14 protein-coding genes and 1 pseudogene are annotated in these 18,084 nt (G+C 71.6%); 6 read left to right on the top strand and 9 right to left on the bottom strand.

The genetic code is table 11. The annotated features are described in order from the left end of the window. Nucleotides 1–222 precede the first annotated feature (222 nt). Complete coding sequence (locus WMF26_RS46120; protein WP_437997892.1) at nt 223–5,775, top strand: AAA family ATPase; 5,553 nt, start codon at nt 223–225, stop codon at nt 5,773–5,775. A gap of 39 nt (nt 5,776–5,814) precedes the next feature. Here WMF26_RS46120 and WMF26_RS46115 read toward each other — a convergent pair whose 3' ends face one another. After that, entirely contained in the window at nt 5,815–6,105 is a 291-nt protein-coding gene (locus WMF26_RS46115) for a hypothetical protein (RefSeq protein ID WP_437997891.1), read from the bottom strand. 5 nt (nt 6,106–6,110) lie between these two features. Further along, nucleotides 6,111–6,572, bottom strand: coding sequence for an FAD-dependent monooxygenase (locus tag WMF26_RS46110; RefSeq protein ID WP_437997890.1), 462 nt, complete (start codon nt 6,570–6,572; stop codon nt 6,111–6,113). A gap of 87 nt (nt 6,573–6,659) precedes the next feature. Between WMF26_RS46110 and WMF26_RS46105 the strand changes: the two genes are divergently transcribed. Continuing rightward, entirely contained in the window at nt 6,660–7,304 is a 645-nt protein-coding gene (locus tag WMF26_RS46105; protein ID WP_437997889.1) for a TetR/AcrR family transcriptional regulator, read from the top strand. A 201-nt stretch (nt 7,305–7,505) separates the two neighbouring features. Here the strand turns inward: WMF26_RS46105 and WMF26_RS46100 are convergent, their stop codons facing one another. The 3 genes from WMF26_RS46100 to rpmG form a co-directional block, all read right to left on the bottom strand. Beyond that, nucleotides 7,506–7,898, bottom strand: a complete 393-nt coding sequence (locus WMF26_RS46100) for a four-helix bundle copper-binding protein (protein ID WP_437997888.1) — start codon at nt 7,896–7,898, stop codon at nt 7,506–7,508. 363 nt (nt 7,899–8,261) lie between these two features. Beyond that, complete coding sequence (locus tag WMF26_RS46095) at nt 8,262–10,580, bottom strand: heavy metal translocating P-type ATPase (protein WP_437997887.1); 2,319 nt, start codon at nt 10,578–10,580, stop codon at nt 8,262–8,264. 314 nt (nt 10,581–10,894) lie between these two features. After that, the gene (gene rpmG / locus WMF26_RS46090; RefSeq protein WP_437621769.1) at nt 10,895–11,065 is read right to left on the bottom strand and encodes a 50S ribosomal protein L33; all 171 of its coding nucleotides are present in this window, start codon (nt 11,063–11,065) and stop codon (nt 10,895–10,897) included. A gap of 216 nt (nt 11,066–11,281) precedes the next feature. On the opposite strand from rpmG, the gene WMF26_RS46085 reads away from it, so the two are divergent. Next, nucleotides 11,282–11,965 carry a DUF1826 domain-containing protein gene (locus WMF26_RS46085; protein ID WP_437997886.1) on the top strand — a complete coding sequence of 228 codons (684 nt, stop codon included), beginning with the start codon at nt 11,282–11,284 and terminating at the stop codon, nt 11,963–11,965. Nucleotides 11,966–11,968: 3 nt separating this feature from the next. Here WMF26_RS46085 and WMF26_RS46080 read toward each other — a convergent pair whose 3' ends face one another. The 4 genes from WMF26_RS46080 to WMF26_RS46065 form a co-directional block, all read right to left on the bottom strand. Then, complete coding sequence (locus tag WMF26_RS46080; RefSeq protein ID WP_437997885.1) at nt 11,969–12,319, bottom strand: hypothetical protein; 351 nt, start codon at nt 12,317–12,319, stop codon at nt 11,969–11,971. A 213-nt stretch (nt 12,320–12,532) separates the two neighbouring features. Further along, the gene (locus WMF26_RS46075) at nt 12,533–13,588 is read right to left on the bottom strand and encodes a WD40 repeat domain-containing protein (RefSeq protein ID WP_437997884.1); all 1,056 of its coding nucleotides are present in this window, start codon (nt 13,586–13,588) and stop codon (nt 12,533–12,535) included. After that, nucleotides 13,576–14,916: a CobW family GTP-binding protein gene (locus tag WMF26_RS46070; RefSeq protein WP_437997883.1), complete on the bottom strand. Its 1,341-nt coding sequence runs from the start codon at nt 14,914–14,916 to the stop codon at nt 13,576–13,578. The genes WMF26_RS46075 and WMF26_RS46070 overlap by 13 nt, the downstream gene beginning before the upstream one ends. 41 nt (nt 14,917–14,957) lie before the next feature. Further along, nucleotides 14,958–15,584 carry a high-affinity nickel-transport family protein gene (locus WMF26_RS46065; RefSeq protein ID WP_437952388.1) on the bottom strand — a complete coding sequence of 209 codons (627 nt, stop codon included), beginning with the start codon at nt 15,582–15,584 and terminating at the stop codon, nt 14,958–14,960. 238 nt (nt 15,585–15,822) lie between these two features. Between WMF26_RS46065 and WMF26_RS46060 the strand changes: the two are divergent. The 3 genes and pseudogenes from WMF26_RS46060 to WMF26_RS46050 all read left to right on the top strand — a co-directional run. After that, nucleotides 15,823–16,064 (top strand): annotated as a pseudogene (locus WMF26_RS46060) (catalase); the annotation flags it as partial. Beyond that, a complete protein-coding gene (locus WMF26_RS46055) occupies nt 16,004–16,450 on the top strand; it encodes a catalase (RefSeq protein ID WP_438002490.1) in 447 nt (148 codons plus the stop codon). The pseudogene WMF26_RS46060 and the gene WMF26_RS46055, both read left to right, overlap by 61 nt. A gap of 11 nt (nt 16,451–16,461) precedes the next feature. Continuing rightward, complete coding sequence (locus WMF26_RS46050; protein WP_437997882.1) at nt 16,462–18,057, top strand: serine/threonine-protein kinase; 1,596 nt, start codon at nt 16,462–16,464, stop codon at nt 18,055–18,057. The last annotated feature ends 27 nt before the right edge of the window (nt 18,058–18,084 follow it).

Below are 18,084 nucleotides of genomic sequence, written 5' to 3'. Positions count from 1 at the left end.
AACACCCCTCCCAGGGGACCGATGGTCGCCAAGCGGTGCGCCGAGCGTCCAGACTCCAGGGCGGCGTTCGGAGTGTCCTGACGACCTCACGCGCCTGCACACCCAAGAGTCGCACGAGCTGGGCGTTGTCCAAGCTCCCCCGGTGCCAAGTCACGCCCTTTGGAATATAAAATTGCCTGGTCGCAGCGCGTCGCCTTAACGGGCGAGCGAGCAAGGTTTGCGATGATCGTCGAGAGAGGCTACCTGCTCCGCGAGAAGATCGAGGAAACCGCCGATTTCACCCTGTACCGCGCATGCCGCGAAGGCGACAGCGTCCCGGTCTTGCTGAAAGTCCTGCGCGCGGAGAGATCGACCGGCGCCGAGGTCGCGCGCTTCAAGCACCAGTACGAGCGCGTCGCGCGCCTCGCCTCGCCCCGCCTCGTCGCGCTGCGCGGCGTCGAGGCGCTCGCCGGCTCCTTGATCGTCGTCCTCGAGGACTTCCCGGGCCGCGACCTCGCGCGGATCCTCGCCGCGCGCCCGTCACGCAGGATGCCGGTCGGCGAGGCGCTCGATCTCGCGGCCGCGCTCGCGGAAGGTCTCGCGGCGGTGCACGCGGCCGGGCTCGTCCACCGCGATCTGCGCCCGCACAACGTGCTCGTCGGCGCGCGCGGCGCGGTCAAGATCAATGGCTTCGGCGTCGACGCCGAGATCACCCGCGCGCACGAACGGCTCTACGCGCCGGCGGTCATCGCCGACGTGCTGCCCTACGTCTCCCCCGAGCAGACAGGCCGCATGAACCGCGGCGTCGACTACCGGACCGACCTCTACGCGCTCGGCGTCATCCTGTACCAGATGCTCACGGGTCAGCGCCCCTTCGAGGCCCTGGACCCGATGGAGCTCATTCACGCGCACCTCGCCCTCGCGCCCGCGCCGCCGTCCCGCGTCGATCCGACCATCCCCGAGGCCGTTTCCGACGTCGTGCTCAAGCTGCTCGCGAAGAACGCCGAGGAGCGTTACCAGAGCGCCGAGGGCCTGCTCGCCGACCTCGAGCGCTGCCGCGAGGCCCTGCGCGGCACGGGGACGATCGAGCCCTTCGTCGCGGGCCAGCGCGATCGTCAGGACCTCTTCCGGATCCACCAGAAGCTCTACGGCCGCGAGCAGGACATCGAGGCGCTCACCGCCGCGTTCGAGCGCACGCTCGAGGGCAGCCGTGAGATCGTCATCGTCTCCGGCTACTCGGGGATCGGGAAGTCCTCGCTCGTGCACGAGATCTTGAAGCCACTCGCGCAACAGAAGGGCTATTTCACGAGCGGCAAATACGACCAATACAACCGCGGCGCCCCCTACAGCGCGGTGATCCAGGCGTTCGACGGCCTCGTGCGGCAGATCCTCACCGAGAGCGATGCGCGCATCCTCCGCTTTCGGAGCGCGCTCCTCGAGGCGCTCGGGCCGAACGCGCAGGTCGTCTGCGACGTCATCCCGTCGCTCTCCCACGTGATCGGCCCGCAGCCGCCCGTCCCGTCGCTCGGCCCGATCGAGGCGCAAAACCGCCTGAACCGGTGCTTCTTGCTGTTCGTCTCGGTGTGCGCGCGGCGCGCGCACCCGCTCGTCTTGTTCCTCGACGATCTTCAGTGGATCGACCCCGCGAGCCTCGTGCTGCTCCGCGCGCTCCTCGCCGACGACTCGCTCGATGCGCTCCTCTTCTGCGGCGCTTACCGTGACAACGAGGTGTCGCCCGGGCACCCGTTCGTCCTGGCGATCGAGGAGCTCAAGCAAGCCGGGCTCGTCGTGCGCAACATCGTCCTCGCCCCGCTCGCGCGCCCGCACCTGATCGAGATGCTCTCGGATAGCCTCAAGCGCAGCGACTGTGGGCCGCTCGCCGATGCGGTGCAGAAGAAGACCGGCGGCAACCCGTTCTTCGTCAAGGAGTTCGTCCGGTCGCTGCACGACCACGGCGTCCTCGCGTACGCAGCCGGATCAGGCTGGCGCTGGGACCTCGCCGCGATCGACGCGCTCCGGTACACGGACAACGTCGCAGACCTCATGGTGCGCACCATCGCGCGCCTGCCGCCGGCGACGGTGAAGGCGCTCAACCTCGCCGCGGCGATCGGCAACCGGTTCGACCTCGACGTGCTCGCCGCGGTGAACGAGTGCTCGCCGGAAGACGCGTACGCCCGCCTCGATCTCGCCGTGAGCGAGGGGCTCGTGATCGCCGGGCGCGGCGGCTACCGCTTCGCCCATGACAAGGTCCAGGAGGGCGCCTACGCGATGATCCCGGAGGTGGACCGACCCGCCTTCCACCTCCGGATCGGCCGGCTGCTCGCGGGCAAGCTAGACCTCTCGGAGAGCCAGAGCCTCTTCGACGTCGTCGGCCACCTGAACAGCGCGGGCGACCTCGTGTCGGACCCCGCGGAGCGCCTGCACCTCGCCCGCATGAGCCTCGAGGCCGCATGCCGCGCCGAGGACTCGGCCGCCTTCGGCGCCGCGCTGCGCTACCTGCAGCTCGGCCTCCTGCGCCTTCCGGAGGACGCCTGGGCGTCACAGTACCCGCTCCGCCTCGAGTACGCGAAGAGAACCGCCCTGATGCTCTCGCTCTGCGGCCGGCATGACGACGCCCTCGCGATCCTCACCGATGGCCTGGAGCGGGCCGCGAGCCGGCTCGACCGCACCGAGGTGCTGCGGCTCAAGATGAACGTGCAGGTGCTCAAGAACGACCTGCCAGCCGCGCTCGCGGAGGGGCTCGAGGCCCTGCGCCCGTTCGGGATCCACCTGCCTCCCTTCCCGGACGACGTCATGCTCGACGCCCAGGTGCGGGCGACGATGGATCTCGTCCGGGAAAGGACGATCGAGGCGCTGCCGGCGCTGCCGCAGCTCGAGGACCCGGAGATCCTCGCCATGCAGGACGTGCTCCAGGAGCTCTTTCTCCCCTGCTATTTCCTGGCCACGAACAACCTCGGCATCACGGTCGCACAGATCCTCGAGAACACGCTGCGCCACGGGCTCTCGAAGAACTCGATCTTCGGCTGCATGAACTTCGGGATGCTCCTCTGCGCCCGCGGCGACATCGCGCTCGGCTACCGCTTCGGCCGCGCCGCCGTCGACCTCGCGGACCGCTACACGGACAAGAATTCCGAGGCGATGCTCCGCAATATGTGGGGCGCCTTCGTGCAGCACTGGCGAGAGGGCTACGCCACCTGCAAGGCGTCGCTGGTCGCCGGGATGCACGCCGGGCTCGAAACGGGCCAGTACATCTGGTCGTTCTACAACACGGTCAATGGCATCACGAACAGCCTCCTGCGCGGCCTCCCGCTCTCCGACCTCCTCGCCGAGGCGCAGAGCTACCAGCCGATGCGCAAGCTCGACGAGTTCAATGCCATCACCTGGGCGGTCGGCGCGGTCGGACAGATCGCGCACCAGCTCTCGGTCGAGACCGAGCGCCCCGCCACGCTCAAGGGGGCGTGGGTCGATATCGACGAGGTGATCGAGGAGTCCCGCCGCATCGACAACCAGGCCTCGTTCTTCTTCGCCCACTTCTACATCGTCGTCCTCTGCGTCTTCCAGGGGGCGTTCGAGGAAGCGGCGCGCGCTGCGCTCTTGCCGAACATCGAAATCCCGGCCGTGGCGGCCTGGCATGGCAACCCCGCGTTCCATGGCTACGCAGGCATCGCGTTCACGCAGGCGGCGGACGTCGTCTCCCCGGAGGAGCGCGCGCTCTTCCTCGCCCGCGCCGAGGCCTGCGCCGAAAAACTCTCGCGCTGGGCGGACCTCTGCCCGGAGAACCTGGCGCACCGCCGCGCCCTCCTCCTCGCCGAGCTCGAGCGCGCCCGCGGCGACGCGCGCGCCGCCGGGGACCGCTACGACGAGGCGATCGCGCTCGCGCAGCGCGGCGGCTATCTCCACGACGAGGCGCTCGGCAACGAGCTCGCGGGCCTCTGCTTCCGCGCGCTCGGCAAGGAGACCATCGCCGGCGCCTACCTGGCCAAGGCGCACAGGGCGTACGGCCGCTGGGGCGCGACGGAGGCGATGCGGCGCCTCGAGCGCGCGTACCCCGACCTCGTCCCGGGCGAGAGCCTCCGCGGCGGGAGGAGCCCGCAGGCCGGCGCCGCGCTCGACGTCGGCTCGGTGCTCAAAGCCTCCCAAGCCATCTCGGGCGAGATCGTCCTCGACCGCCTGCTCGACGCGCTCATGCGCATCATGGTCGAGAACGCCGGCGCGCGGCGCGGCGTCCTCCTGCTCCTGCGTGACGGACGGCTCGTCGTCGAGGCCGAGCACCACATCCGGGATGCGTCGGTCCACGTGCTCGGCGCGGCGCCCCTCGAGGGCCGCAAGGACCTGCCGGCCAGCGTCATCACGTACGTGGCGCGGACGCGCGAGACCGTCCTGCTCGGCGACCTCGCGATCGACGGGCCGTTCGGGCGCGACCCCTGCTTCGCCGGCGGTGCGCCGCGCTCCTCGCTCGCCGCGCCCATCGTCTACAAGGGCCACCTCGCCGGCGTGATCTACCTCGAAAACGACCTCACCCGCTCTGCCTTCACCCCCGATCGCGTCGAGGTGATCCGGCTCCTTTCGGCCCAGGCGGCCAGCTCCATCGAGAATGCGCGCCTCTATGCGGATCTGCAGCAGGAGAACGCGGAGCGGCGGCGCGCCGAGGAGGTGCTCCGCCATTCCTACTCGCTCCTCGAGGCCACGCTCGAATCGACGACGGACGGCATCCTCGTCGTCGACGACGAGCAGCGCGTCGTGCGTCAGAATCACAGGTTCGCGGCGATGTGGCGCATCCCGGACGAGATCCTCTCCACCGGGTCGGACGTCACGTTCTGTACGTTCGTCTGCGACCAGGTCCTCGATCCCGAGGCGTTCCTGCGAAGGATCCGCGCTCTCTATGCCTCGCCCGAGGAGTCCAGCTTCGATACCATCCCGTTCGCGGACGGGCGCGTCTTCGAGCGTTATTCGCAGCCCCAGCGCCTCGGCGGGCGCGTGGTCGGGCGGGTCTGGAGCTTCCGCGACATCACCGCGCGCGTGCGCGCCGAGCAGCAGCGCGATCAGCTCCTCCTGGACGAGCGGCGGGCGCGCATGGCAGCGGAGGAGGCCGTGCGCCTGCGGGACGAGTTCCTCTCTATCGCCTCGCACGAGCTCCGCACCCCGCTCACCAGCCTGCAGCTCGCCATCCAATCGCTGGGGCAAAGGCTGGCGCGGGGCATGGACGTCGAGCGCGTGCGATCCGCGGTCGCCCTCTCTGGCCGCCAGGTCAAGCGCCTCACCAACTTCGTCGATATGCTCCTCGACGTCTCCCGGATCCAGGCGGGGAGGCTCGAGCTGTACACCGCGCCCGTCGAGCTGCGCGCGCTCGTGGACGAGGTCGTCGCCCTCCTCGGCCATCAGATCGCGCAGTCAGGCAGCGCGGTCGCCGTGCGCGCGGAGCAGCCGGTCATCGGCCGGTGGGACCCGCACCGCCTGGAGGAGGTCGTGACCAACCTCCTCACCAACGCGATCAAGTTCGGGGAACGCCAGCCGATCGACATCGCCATCACCCGGGAAGATCGGGTCGCGCGGCTCTCGGTGACGGACCGTGGGATCGGGATCCCGGCCGAAGTGCAGGCGCAGCTCTTCGAACGATTTCGCCGCGGCGTCTCATCGAAGCATTTCGGGGGGCTCGGGCTCGGCCTCTACATCACCCGCACCATCGTCGAGGCGCACGGCGGCCGAATCCGCGTGTCGAGCGAGGTCGGCCGGGGCTCGACCTTCTGCGTCGAGCTGCCGCTCTCGACCGAGCGCACGGGGGATCCGTCGTCATAGCTCCCTGTCGCACCCGTCGCAGACCCGCCGTCGCAACGCTCAGCTGAACGCGGCGAGATGGTCCGAGACTGCCGAGGCGTCGCCGGCGTCGGAGATCAGGGCGACGTAGCCGTCGGGGCGGATGAGCACGAGGGTGCGCTCCGTCGCGCCGTAGGCGTGGGCGAGATGGCCAGCGGTGTCGGCGACGTCGTCGGGGCCCGCCGGCTGTCCGACGACGTGGAGCGTCCTCAGGCCGGAGGCTGAGGCGCCGATCGCAGGCGCGGGCCCGAAGCTCAGCAACGTGAAGCGCCCGCCGCGCGTCAGCTCGAACAGCCGGCGTTCACCTTCCACCGTGGTCAGCTTCGTCGCATCGGGGGCGCGGTCGCCGGCGCGGAGCAGGGCCGTCTCGTCGCGGTCGTCGCGCACCAGGGAAGAGCCGCGGTAGTGGATGTCGAGCTGGGCCCCGAATCCTCGGTGCGCCATTGGGGCGTGATCAGGCTCGCCGGGTAGGGGATGTCGGAGCGACCCTTCAACGTCTCGGGGATGGCGCCGCCCAGCGTCACCCGGCCGTGGGGAGCCGTGGAGAGGATCGGCATCGCCATCCGGCCGTGGGCGATCACGCGATCGACGATGCCGAGATCGTCGAAGACCTCGAGCGTGCGCGGCTGGATGCCCTTGCCGCGCGAGCCGGGCCGCGGGCCGGGGGCGGCCTCGATCAGGCGGAAGGACACGCCGCTGCGGGCGAGCTCGCAGGCCAGCGTCAGCCCGGTCGGGCCGGCGCCGACGATCAGCGCTGCGCACATCTCGGGATCCGTCATCGTCCGTCTCCGGTTGAAGAGAGCGATGCATCTCTTATCATCCGCGGCGTTGATAAGAAATGAAAAATTCTCTAAAGGGTCAGGCCCATGACGACGGGAACGCAGAGGCAAGTCCGCCGCAGACGGCGCGGCCAGCAGCTCGAGGCCGATCTGCTCGACGCGACCTGGGAGGAGCTGGTCCAGGTCGGCTTCGCGAACCTGACCATGGAATCGGTCGCCGCACGCGCTCGCACGGGGATCGCGGTCCTGTACCGTCGTTGGGCGAACAAGGACGAGCTAGTGTTCGCCGCCATCCAGCACCGCCGAGACGCCAACCCGGTCGCGGTCCCCGACACCGGCGCCCTGCGCAGCGACCTGCTCGCCCACCTGACGGCCCTGAGCGACGCCCTCGCCGGCTTCTTCGCCATCGCCGCAGCCGCCGCCTTCTCGGGGTTGCTGGCCGGCACCGGCCTGACCCCCTCGCAGATGCGCGACAAGGTCATGGACACCCAGAAGCCGCGTGTCCGCATCCTCTACCAACGCGCCCACGACCGCGGTGAGGTCAACCTCGAGCGCATTCCCTCCGCCGTGCTCGCCCTGCCATACGACCTCGTGCGACACGACCTGCTCATGGATCTCAAGCCGCTGAAGCCCGCACGCATCCAGTCCATCGTGGACGAGCTCTTCCTGCCCCTCGTACAGAGCTTTGGAGCGCGCGAAGGCAACGCAGCACGTCGCGTTCGGCGTCGATGACGTACCGGTGGACTGGTCCCGGAGGGCACCCCGTTTGGGCCACACCGGAGCGGCGTTCGCCGGCGAAACAGGCGGAAGCGATGAAAGGCGCAGCAGCGGGAGCTCGAGCAGATGAGGGCGTGGCGAGCGGAATGGTATCCGGAAGAGTAGCGGCCGCGCCCGCCTCCCGAGGTACCGGCCCCCGGCGGCGCGACGGCTGGCTCAGGGCACGCTGTGGTGTCCGCCGGCCGCCCCGCCCGGCCGCATCTGCGCGACCTGCTGGCACGCGGCGGCGCAGCGGCGGCACTCGTCGGCGCAGGCCTTCATCTGCGCGTCGCCCGTGAACCGGTCGCAGCTCTGAGCGCAGAGCTCGCAGATGCTCGCGCACGCGGCCGTGACCTGGTTGTGCTGCGGCGAGCTGCGCAGCAGCATCGTCCCGGTCGTCTCGCAGATCTCGGCGCAATCCTGCATGAGCCGCAGGTGCGAAGGCTCCACGTGGGAGCCGCCCATCTGGAGGCAGTGCTGGATCGTCTGGACGCAGATCGACTGGCAGCTCTGGGCATGGGTGGCCGTGTCCACGAAAGTCTTGCTCGGCGTGATTCCCTTGTGGGTCATGTGTCCCTCCTTGATTCCAATGATGCTTCTCGACGATTCGTGATCTCATGTCGTGTGCGCCTGACATGAGCCCGGCCGCCGAGTCGACAGGCTTGTCGAGCTGGCCAGATCCCTCATGTCGGACCGGCCAGATTTTTCATGTCGGAGCGCTCCGTAACCGCGGCTCGGAAGGAGGCTGAACGAGCCTACGATGTCGCGACTGCTCTCGTGTCATCCTGCTCGCCCATGCGGTGAGCGGCTCACAGGCCGCTGCTCGGAGCGGGCCTGGGCGGACGGGATTCGACAGGGACGATGGATTCGATGTGACCTGTACGGGTACATGCGCCCGACCGAGCGACCAGGCCGCCCGGTCGAGCGCGGAGGTCAGCCCGCGCGCCCGAACCGCCGCAGCCGCAGGGAGCTGAGGAGCACCGAGACGCTCGACAGGCTCATGGCCGCGCTCGCGAGGACCGGCGACAGGAGCCAGCCGGTCAGCGGGTACAGCGCGCCGGCCGCGATCGGGATGCCGACCACGTTGTAGACGAACGCCCAGAAGAGGTTCTGGCGGATGGTCCGCAGCGTCGCGCGCGCGAGCCCCAGCGCGGTGGGCAGCGCCGCGATGCCGCCGCGCAAGAGCGCGACGTCGGCCGCGGCGACCGCGATGTCGGTGCCGCTCGCGACCGCGATCCCCACGTGGGCGCCGGCGAGGGCCGGCGCGTCGTTGATGCCGTCGCCGACCATCGCGACGACGCGCCCGCGCTCCCGCTCCTCGCGCACGACGCGGGCCTTGTCCTCGGGGCGGACCTCGGCGAGCACCTCGTCGATCCCGAGCTCTCGCGCCGCCGCGCGCGCGGTCGCCCCGCGGTCGCCGGTCACCATCGCGACCCGCACGCCGAGCCGGTGCAGCGCGGCGACGGCCTCCTTGGCCTCGGGGGTCGGCAGGTCGGCGACCGCGACGAGGCCGGCGAGGCGGCCGTCGACGGCGACGAACGACGGGGTGTTCCCGTGCCGCGCGAGGCCCTCGGCGAGCTCCTCGAGCGGCGCGGCGTCGATCCCGAGCTCGGCGAGGTACCGCGCCGTGCCGATGCGCACCTCCCGCCCCTCGACGCGGGCGACCACGCCGCGGCCGGCGTCGGCGCGGAAGGCCGCGGGCGCCGCGAGCGGGAGGCCCCGGGCGCGCGCGCCCTCGACGAGCGCCTTCGCGACCGGGTGCTCGCTGCCGAGCTCCGCCGACCCGACGAGGCGCAGGAGCTCGTCCTCCGGGACGTCCGCCAGCGCCTTCACCGCGGCGAGCTGCGGCCGCCCGGCGGTGAGCGTGCCCGTCTTGTCCACGAGGACGGTGTCGACGCGGCTCGCCGCCTCGAGCGCCGCGCCGCCCTTCACGAGCACGCCGAGCTCGGCGCCGCGGCCGGTGCCCACGGCCACGGCGGCGGGCGTCGCGAGGCCCAGGGCGCAGGGGCAGGCGATCACGAGGACGGCGACGAACCGCTCGACCGCGGCGGCGAGCCCCGCCGCGCTCGGATCCGCCGCGACCCAGGCGACGAACGCGAGCGTGGCGATGCCGAGGACCACCGGGACGAAGACGCCGCTCACGGTGTCGGCGAGGCGCGCGACGGGCGCCTTCGAGCCTTGCGCCTGCTCGACCGCCTCGACGATGCGGGCGAGCGCGGTGTCGGCGCCGGTCTTCGTGATCCGCACCGTGAGCTGCCCGCTCTGGTTCAGCGTGCCGCCGAACACGGCCGCGCCGGCGCTCTTGTCGACGGGGAGGCTCTCGCCCGTGAGCATCGACTCGTCGACCGCCGAGGCGCCCGAGACGACCTCGCCGTCGCTCGGCATCCGCTCTCCCGGACGGACGCGGACGAGATCGCCGGGCGAGAGCGCCGCGGCCGGGATCTCCTCTTCCCGATCGGCGCGCAGGCGCCGCGCCGTCTTCGGCTGGAGCGCGACGAGCCCGCGCACCGCGTCGGTGAGCCGCTTGCGGGCGCGCGTCTCGAGGAGCTTGCCGAGCAGGACGAAGGTGATGATGGCCCCGGCCGCCTCGAAGTAGACGTGCGGCCGCGCGCCGTGCTCGGCGTGGGGGAAGAGCTGCGGCGCGACGACCGCGATCGCCGAGTAGACCCACGCGGCGCCGGTCCCGAGGGCCACGAGGGTGTTCATGTCGGCCGCGCGGTGCCGGAGCGCGGCCCAGGCGAGCCGGAAGAACCTGCGCCCGGGGCCGACCATCACGGCGGTCGCGAGGGCGAGCTGGACGAGCCGGCCGCCCGCGCCGTCGGCGCCCGGGATGCGGCCGTGCGACATGCCGAGGACGAGCAGCGGGACCGAGAGGGCGAGCGAGATCGCGAGGTCCCGGGAGAGGGCGCGCCGCTCGCCGTCGAGGCTCTCCTCGGCGGCGGCTGCTCGGCCGACCGGGGCGGCAGCGGCGCTGTCCGGCGGGGCGGCGCGCTCCGGGACGCTGTAGCCCGCGTCCTCGATGGCGGCGACGAGCGCGCTTTCGGACGCGGCGGCCGGGTCGAAGGTGACCGTGGCCGTGCGGGTCACGAGGTTGACCTTCGCGCCGCTGACGCCGCCCGTGGCGAGCAAGGCGCGCTCGATGCGCCGGACGCAGGCGGCGCAGGTCATGCCCTCGACGGGCAGGTCGATGCGGCGGACGGCGGCCCCATCGGTGTCGTGGGGGGCGGGAACGGAGACGGATGCGGTCGACATGATCACCTCTCTGTCGACCGGTGCAGACGCAGGAGCCCTCCGCGGATTACGGCGAGGGCCCTGGAGCTCACCGCGACCTGGCCCCCCGGCCGGTGCGCCCGGGGCTCAGGGCGCCCGGCTCGCCCGACGAACGCGGCGGCTCCTGCGCGGTGGAGAGTACCTGGACAGCTGCGTCTTCGGGGATGGCGGCCGTGGGTGGCGGGCTCGCGTCCGCGCGCGCTGCCGAGGCGCTGCGCGGCCGAGGCGCTGCGCTGCCGAGGGCCATCAGGGCCCCTCACGCGCCCGTGACGAGCTCCGGCGTCTCGTTTACTCGTTTACTTGCCGCCCCCCTTCGAGATCTTCCCCTCCGTGAAGATCACGTGCTTGCGGGCGACGGGATCGTACTTCTTCATCTGCATCTTCTCCGTCATCGTCCGTTTGTTCTTGGTCGTGTAGTAGCAGTAGCCAGTCCCCGCAGACGAGACGAGCTTGATGATATCGCGCACGCGGTGATCTCCTTATCGTCGCTCGGCGGCAAGCCGCGGCCCGGGCCCGCGGCAGCGGACCCCAGGACATGCCGGACGTAGGGCTACTACATCACCCGGAGTACTAATGCAACTTGATTGCATCAAAGGCGCCTCCCGTGACATCATGATCCCGAAATGCTTCGTCGCGGCATGACGGCTCATGCCGCGGCGCCCACGGAAGAAGGCGAACACAAGATGATGACGACAACGACCGCTGAGGCCCCCGGGGATCTCGCATCGCCACGCGCGGCGCCGGGCAGCTCGACGCGCCTCGTGACGGAGCTCGCCGACCTGGCCGAGCTCGCGGCGCCCGAGGTGAGCGTGTGCGTGCTGCGGAGGGGGATCGACCCCGACGTGGACGCCTTCGTGCGCGGGCGGCTGCTGCCGCGGCCGCTCTCCGAGACGCTGCTCGTGGATCCCGGCGCGCCGGACGTCGCGGCGCTGGCTGCCGGAGCGCCTCACGCTTCCGGGCGTGACGCCTTCCTCGACGACGTGCGCGGCTTGATCTCGCTCTTCGCGGATCTCACCGGCTGCCCGCGGATCGGCGTGCGGCTCGCGCGGCTCGACAAGCCCATGTGCCCTCGTCTCCACGCCGACATGGTGACCGTCCGCCTGGTGACCACCTATGTCGGGCCGGGGACGGAGTGGGCAGAGCACGCGGACGTCCGGCGGGACCGGCTCGGACACCGCTCGAACGGCGTCCCCGACGAGGTCTCGGGGGTGCTGCGCGCCGGCGCGCGCCTCCGCCGGATGGATCCGTTCGACGTCGGGCTGCTCAAGGGCGAGGCCTGGCCAGGCAACCGGGACCGCGGCGCGGTGCACCGGTCGCCGCCCGGAGCGTCGCCGCGCGTCGTCCTGACGCTCGACGCCCTGGCTTGAGCGCTACGCCATCAGCTGGACGCTGCCGTGATGGTCGCAGTGCCCGCCGTGCGGGTGGTGCAAGTGGCCGTCGACGAGGAAGTCCACGTGATCTCCGTGAGGGACCGCGGGGTGCCCGCACCCATCGCCGTGCTCGTGCTTCACGTCATGCCCTGAGCACGCATGGCTCGGGGTACACTGCGCAGGATTGTCGTCGTCCACCGAGAGGACGTGCTCGTCGACATGATCGCCATGCCGGTGATGCAGGTGGCCGTCGTGCAGGTAGTCGACGTGATCACCGTGACGTATCGCCTGGTGTCCGCACGCCTGGCCGTGATCGTGTGCATGCTCGTCGTGGGTCGCGTGGTCCTTCATGCTGTTCTCCTTATCGAGCGACGGGGAAACGCACCTCGGGAACAGGAAGAGGCTGCTCGCATCAGCCTCGGAAGGCCCGACCTCCCCGCAGCTGTCACCCACGAGAATGAGGGCCCCAGGCAAACAACCTACCCCACGGCATGCAGCGGTCATCACAATTTCTCCCGGGGCGGCAGTCGCCTGGACGGGCTCGCCTCCCGGCCACCCTCGCCGCTATTCCACCACCTGCCAGCACACGACCGTGCCGGACGCGTCCGCACCGAGGAGCCCCGCATGCGCGGGGTGCCAGACCAGCGCGGTAACCTCGGCCTCCAGGAACGCATAGCGCACCGGCTTCGTGAGCCGCCGCGGCTCCCACAGCAGCACACCGTGGTCCCGTGCGCCGCTCGCGAGCACCCCCTTTCGCGGGCTGAATGCGAGCTGGACGCACGTGTCCATGTGACCCTCGAGCTCGATGGGCCGGGTGCCTTCTGGGCCCTTCCCCGAGAAGTCCCAGAGCGTGACCGCCGGCGCGCCCCCGGTCGCGAGCAGGCGCGACTGCGCGTCCCAGGCGAGCGCCTTCGGCTTCGCGGGATAACCGCGCATCTCGGAGTCCTGCCCGGTCGCTAGGCGCCAGAAGTGGACCGATCGGTCCTGGCTCCCGCAGGCGATGACCTTGCCGTCGGGGCTCCACGCCATGGACACGAGCGAGCCCTGCCAGGCGAGGTGGCGCGACGTGGCCCCTGCGCCGACCGACCAGAGATAGACGCCGCCGTAACACGCCGCCGCGAGCTCGGCGCGATCCGCCCGCCAGGCGAGGGCGGCGACCGTGCTGGGGAGCGGCTCCGTCTCGACGACCGGCTCGCCGCGCTTCGTCCAGATGCGCACGGTGCGTCCCGAGGCGGTGGCCAGGAGCTCGCCGTCGGGCGCCCATGCCACGTGCTCGACCCACGCCGCCCCGCCGGGGAGCTCGGCCACGAGGGCGCCGGCCAGGTCGCAGAGGCGCGCATTCCCATCCTGACCGCACGTGGCGAGGAGCGCTCCGGAGGGGGAGAACCGAAGCGCGAGGGCGCCGTTCCGGTGCGCCTCGCTGCGCCAGCGCACCGCGCCGGTCTGCATGTCGACGCCGAGCACCGCACCGGCGCCGGTAGCGATCGCGCACAGGCTGCCGTCGGGCGTCACGCTCAGGGCGACGACGTAGTCACCCGCGGAGAGCTGCCAGCGCGGCGGGAGCTCGGTCTTGCCGCGCGGGGCCCTGCCGCGCGGCGCCCGCGCCGTCACGCCAGGCATCGCCGGAACCCCCGGGTCAGCTGCTCGCGGTCGAGGTTGCGACCGATGAACACGAGATCGCTCGCGCGGCGCTCGCTCCCCCAGGGCCGATCCTCGCGCCCGTCGAAGAGCATGTGCACGCCCTGGAAGACGAAGCGGCTGTCGCAGCCGCGGAGGTTCAGGATGCCCTTCATCCGGAAGATGTCCGTGCCCTTCTCGCGCAAGAGCTCCGAGACCCACCGGGTGAGCCGCTCGCGGTCGAGCGCGCCCTCGAGGTGGATCCCGACGGAGCTCACCTGCTCATCGTGGCTGTGCCCGGCAGCGAACTCGCGCGAGCCCGCCGGCTCCACGACGCCGCCCGACTCGAGCCGCGCCCCGAACTCGCTCGGGAGGTGCTGCAAATACAGGCCGTAACGCCCGCGCTTCGGCGCGGTGAGCCGGAATCGCGTCGTCCCCCGAGCGCGCAGGGCGAGCCGGGACGGGCGCGCTCCGATCCCCAGGCGCTCGCCCGGCGCGACGCGCGCCGGCGGCTCCGCCCAGACCCGCACGGCGCGCTCCGCCGCGTCGCGCGCGCCCGGATCCTCGGACGGCGCGAGGGGCAGGACCACGACATCCATGGTCTCGTCGGGGCCGGGCTCCAGCGCGAGATCGCAGTCGCCCTCCTCCAGATCGAACGCGCCGGCCCACTCGAACGGGTACTCCGGCTCCAGGAAGGCCGGCCTCTGGGCGAGCGCGCGATCGAGATCGAACCCGCCCACGCCGAGCACGTCGGCGATCGGCACGTCGGCGCCCGTGGCGCGGAGCACGCGGGCGAGCGCGTTCATGCCGCGCAGGCGCCGCTCGAGGTCGTCGAGCTCGCCGCCGGTGACGAGATCGGCCTTGTTGAGCACGATGACGTCCGCGAACGCGATCTGCTCCTTGCACTCGCTCGAGTCCTCGAGGTGAAGGTGGATGTGCTTCGCGTCGACGAGCGTGACGATCGCGTCGAGCGCGAACAGCTCACGCACGTCGTCATCGGCGAAGAACGTCTGGGCCACCGGCCCGGGATCGGCCAGGCCCGTGGTCTCCACGAGCACGTGATCGAACCTGTCCTTCCGCTTCATGAGGCTGCCGAGGATGCGGATGAGGTCGCCGCGCACGGTGCAGCAGATGCAGCCGTTGTTCATCTCGAAGACCTCCTCGTCCGCGTTGATGACGAGGGCCTGGTCGATGCCGATCTCTCCGAACTCGTTCTCGATGACGGCGATGCGCTGTCCGTGGTTCTCCGTCAGGATGCGGTTGAGGAGCGTTGTCTTGCCTGCCCCGAGGAAGCCGGTGAGCACGGTGACGGGGATCTTGCCTGGGTTCATGGGTCCCTTCCGATTCCGGGTCTCGTTCGTGGTCGAGCGGGTCATTGCGCCCCCGCGCCGAAGAGGGCATCGGCTCCGACCAGAAGGCCGGTCGCGATGCCGAGCAGCGCTGCCGCGACGACCGAGGTGCGGCGCGCCGTGCCCCCTCGCGCCAGCGTCCAACCGATGGGCCACGAGAGGATCACGGTCAGCGCGACCATGCCGGCGACGGTCCCCAAGCCGAAGAGCGCGAGGTACGCCGCGGCCCAGAGCCGCGAGGGGATGCTCGTCGTCGCGAGCAGGGCGATCCCGGCCGAGCCCGCGAGCCCGTGGACGAGACCGACGGCGACGGATCTCGCGTGCGCAGCGTCGCCGTGACCGGGCGCCAGCGCTGGTCGCCGCAGGCGCGCGAGCTGCCATGCGCCGAGCGCGATGAGCATGAGCGCGACGAGGAGCTCTGCCGCCGTCTCGAAGGGCACGGGGACGCGCAGGCCGAGCAGGACGACGAGCAGCCCGACGCCGAGGAACGTGGCGGAGTGGCCGAGGCCCCAGAGCGCCGCGACGAGCGCGGCGCGGCGCGGCCCGCGCTCGCGCTGGAGCAGCGTGGCGATCGCGACGAGATGGTCAGCGTCCGTCGCGTGGCGCAGGCCGAGCCCGAGCCCGAGGAGCAGCGCAGACGCGCCGGTCACGGCCGCCCCCCGGCGCCGCTCGCGCGAGGCGCCGCCGTGAGGTGAAGCCGAGCCGCGCGCGAGACAGCGGCCAAGATCGCGCCGCGGCGCCCGTGCGGCGCAGCCTCCTTGTGCGAGTGCATGGCGTCGGCCTAGCCGACGTCGCGCGTAAACGCAACAAAATTGTAATTGCAACTAAAGATCGAATGTCCGTGATCCAGGAAGCGACCAGGACGACAAGGTAAAGGCCCTTGAAGCCGTGCGTTCCCGCCCCGAGGGCATGCACCTCACCACCGATCAAGAGACGCCCGTCTCCCATACCGACGACTCGTTGAGGCCCGGCCCGCGCGGCCCGACGCTCCTCGAGGACTTTCACTTCCGCGAGAAACTAACCCGCTCGACCACGAGCGGATCCCGGAGCGCGTCGTCCACGCGCGCGGATCCGGCGCTCACGGCTACTTCCAGGCGTACGAGCCGCTGACGAGGTACACGAAGGCCAAGTCTGGGACGAGGCGCAGAAGCTCGCGGGCAAGGACCCGGACTTCCACCGCCGCGACCTCTGGGAGGCCATCGAGACGGGCGACCATTCATCGACGCCATCCGACGGCACCGCCACTGGGGCCGGGAAGACCTCCAGGCCATCCCCGCCTGACGCCGGCGGGCGCCGCGCGGGCTGGAAGGCGGCATGTAGGCCGGAAGGCGCCCTGCGAGGCCGGAAGGCGGCGTGTAGGCCGGAAGGCGCCGCGCGAGGCTGGAAATCGCCTGGCGAGGCTGGAAAAGCGCGCGTGAGCCGGAAGGCGCCGCGCGGCGCCGGCGCGGTCGGCCAGCGCCGCGCGGCACGTCCGTCGTGGCCGATCCGTCGCGCCGGGGCCTGCTTCTCGATCTAGACTGCCGGTCGATGGCCGAGCTAGCCAGGCACGCCGACCCGGACCAGGCGCGGCAGGCACCCCCGGAGAGACCCACCCGACGCTGCCCCGCGTGCGGCGTCCGGTACCCGCTCGACTTCCTCGTCTGCCCCATCGACGCGACCACGCTGGAGCTCCAGGGCGTCACCGCGACCGACCCGATGGTCGGCGAGCTGCTCGCTGGGAGCTTCTGCATCACCGGCGTGATCGGCGCGGGCGGCATGGGCCGCGTCTACGTCGCCGAGCACATCCGCCTGCCGAAGCGCTTCGCCGTCAAGGTGCCGCACGAGCACTTCGCCAGCCACCGCGAGGCGATGGCGCGCTTCGAGCGCGAGGCGCAGACGATCGCGCGCGTCGGCAACGAGCACGTGATCGACGTCGTGGACGTGGTGCGCCTCAAGGACGGGCGCCCGTGCATGGTGACCGAGCTGCTCAAGGGCGAGGACCTCGGCAGCCTCCTCGATCAGGTCGGCAAGCTGCCGCTCCCGACCGCCATCACCATCTCGCGCCAGGTCTGCCGGGGCCTCGCCGCGGCCCACGCCGCCGGCGTCGTCCACCGCGATCTCAAGCCGTCGAACCTGTTCCTCGTCCGGCGCGAGGGGGGCAGCATCCACGTGAAGATCCTCGATTTCGGGGTGGCCAAGGTGCTCGACGGCGCCGATCTCACCCGCACGGGCTCGGTGGTCGGCACGCCGCAGTACATGGCGCCGGAGCAGGCGCGAGGCTCGGCCGACGTCGACTCCCGCGCGGACATCTACGCGGTCGGCGCCGTGCTGTACCGCATGCTCACCGGCGAGCGCCCCTTCCCCGAGGAGGAGCCGGCCCGGACCATGATCCGCCTGCTCACCGAGGATCCGCGGCGCCCGCGCGACATCGACAAGAACATCCCGGAGGGGCTCGAGGCGCTGGTCCAGCGCGCCATGGCCCGGACGCGCGAGGATCGGCCGCCGTCCGCGCAGGAGCTCGATCGCCTGCTCGCGGACTTCGACATGCAGGACCCGTTCGGGCCGGCGCGCGCGCTCGCCACGGCCGTGACCGAGGGCGCCCCGAACGACGAGATCGCGACCGTGGTCATCCCCAACGCCCAGGGGCAGACGGCGGACGACGTGACGCGCAGGGCGCGGCGCGCCCGGCCGGTCGCGCTGCTCCTCGCCTTCGCGGTGAGCCTCGCCGCGGGCGCGACGGTCTTCACGAGCGCGGCGATGGTCCTGCGCATGGTCTACGGCATCACCGAGCGGCGCGCGCTCAGCGAGACCGAGATCCTCATCGCCGGGGGCGTCGCGGGGGCGCTCTCGCTCGTCGCGCTCGCCGGCACGATCCGGGTCGTCATCGGGCGCTGGCGGAGCGGGCCGGCCATGGAGCGCCTCGGCAAGGGGCTCCTCTCGGCGCTCCGGTGGCTGTTCCTCTCGTGCGGCGCCCTCGCGCTCGGCGCCGCGGCCTACAACGCGTTCGCGCTGCCGATCCCCGCGCTCGGGCTCGAGCCGACCGACTGGCTTGGTTGGATCGACGTCGGCGTGGTCGCGCTGCCGACGCTGATGGCGCTCGTCGCGCTCGGCGTGGCGCTGCGGCGGGTGACGCGCGTGTCCTGACCGCCACGCTCGCCGGGGTGGGGCGGC

Source organism: Sorangium sp. So ce185, from assembly GCF_051526825.1.
Classification (GTDB): domain Bacteria; phylum Myxococcota_A; class Polyangia; order Polyangiales; family Polyangiaceae; genus Sorangium; species Sorangium cellulosum_D.
This window is presented reverse-complemented; position numbering and strand designations above follow the sequence as displayed.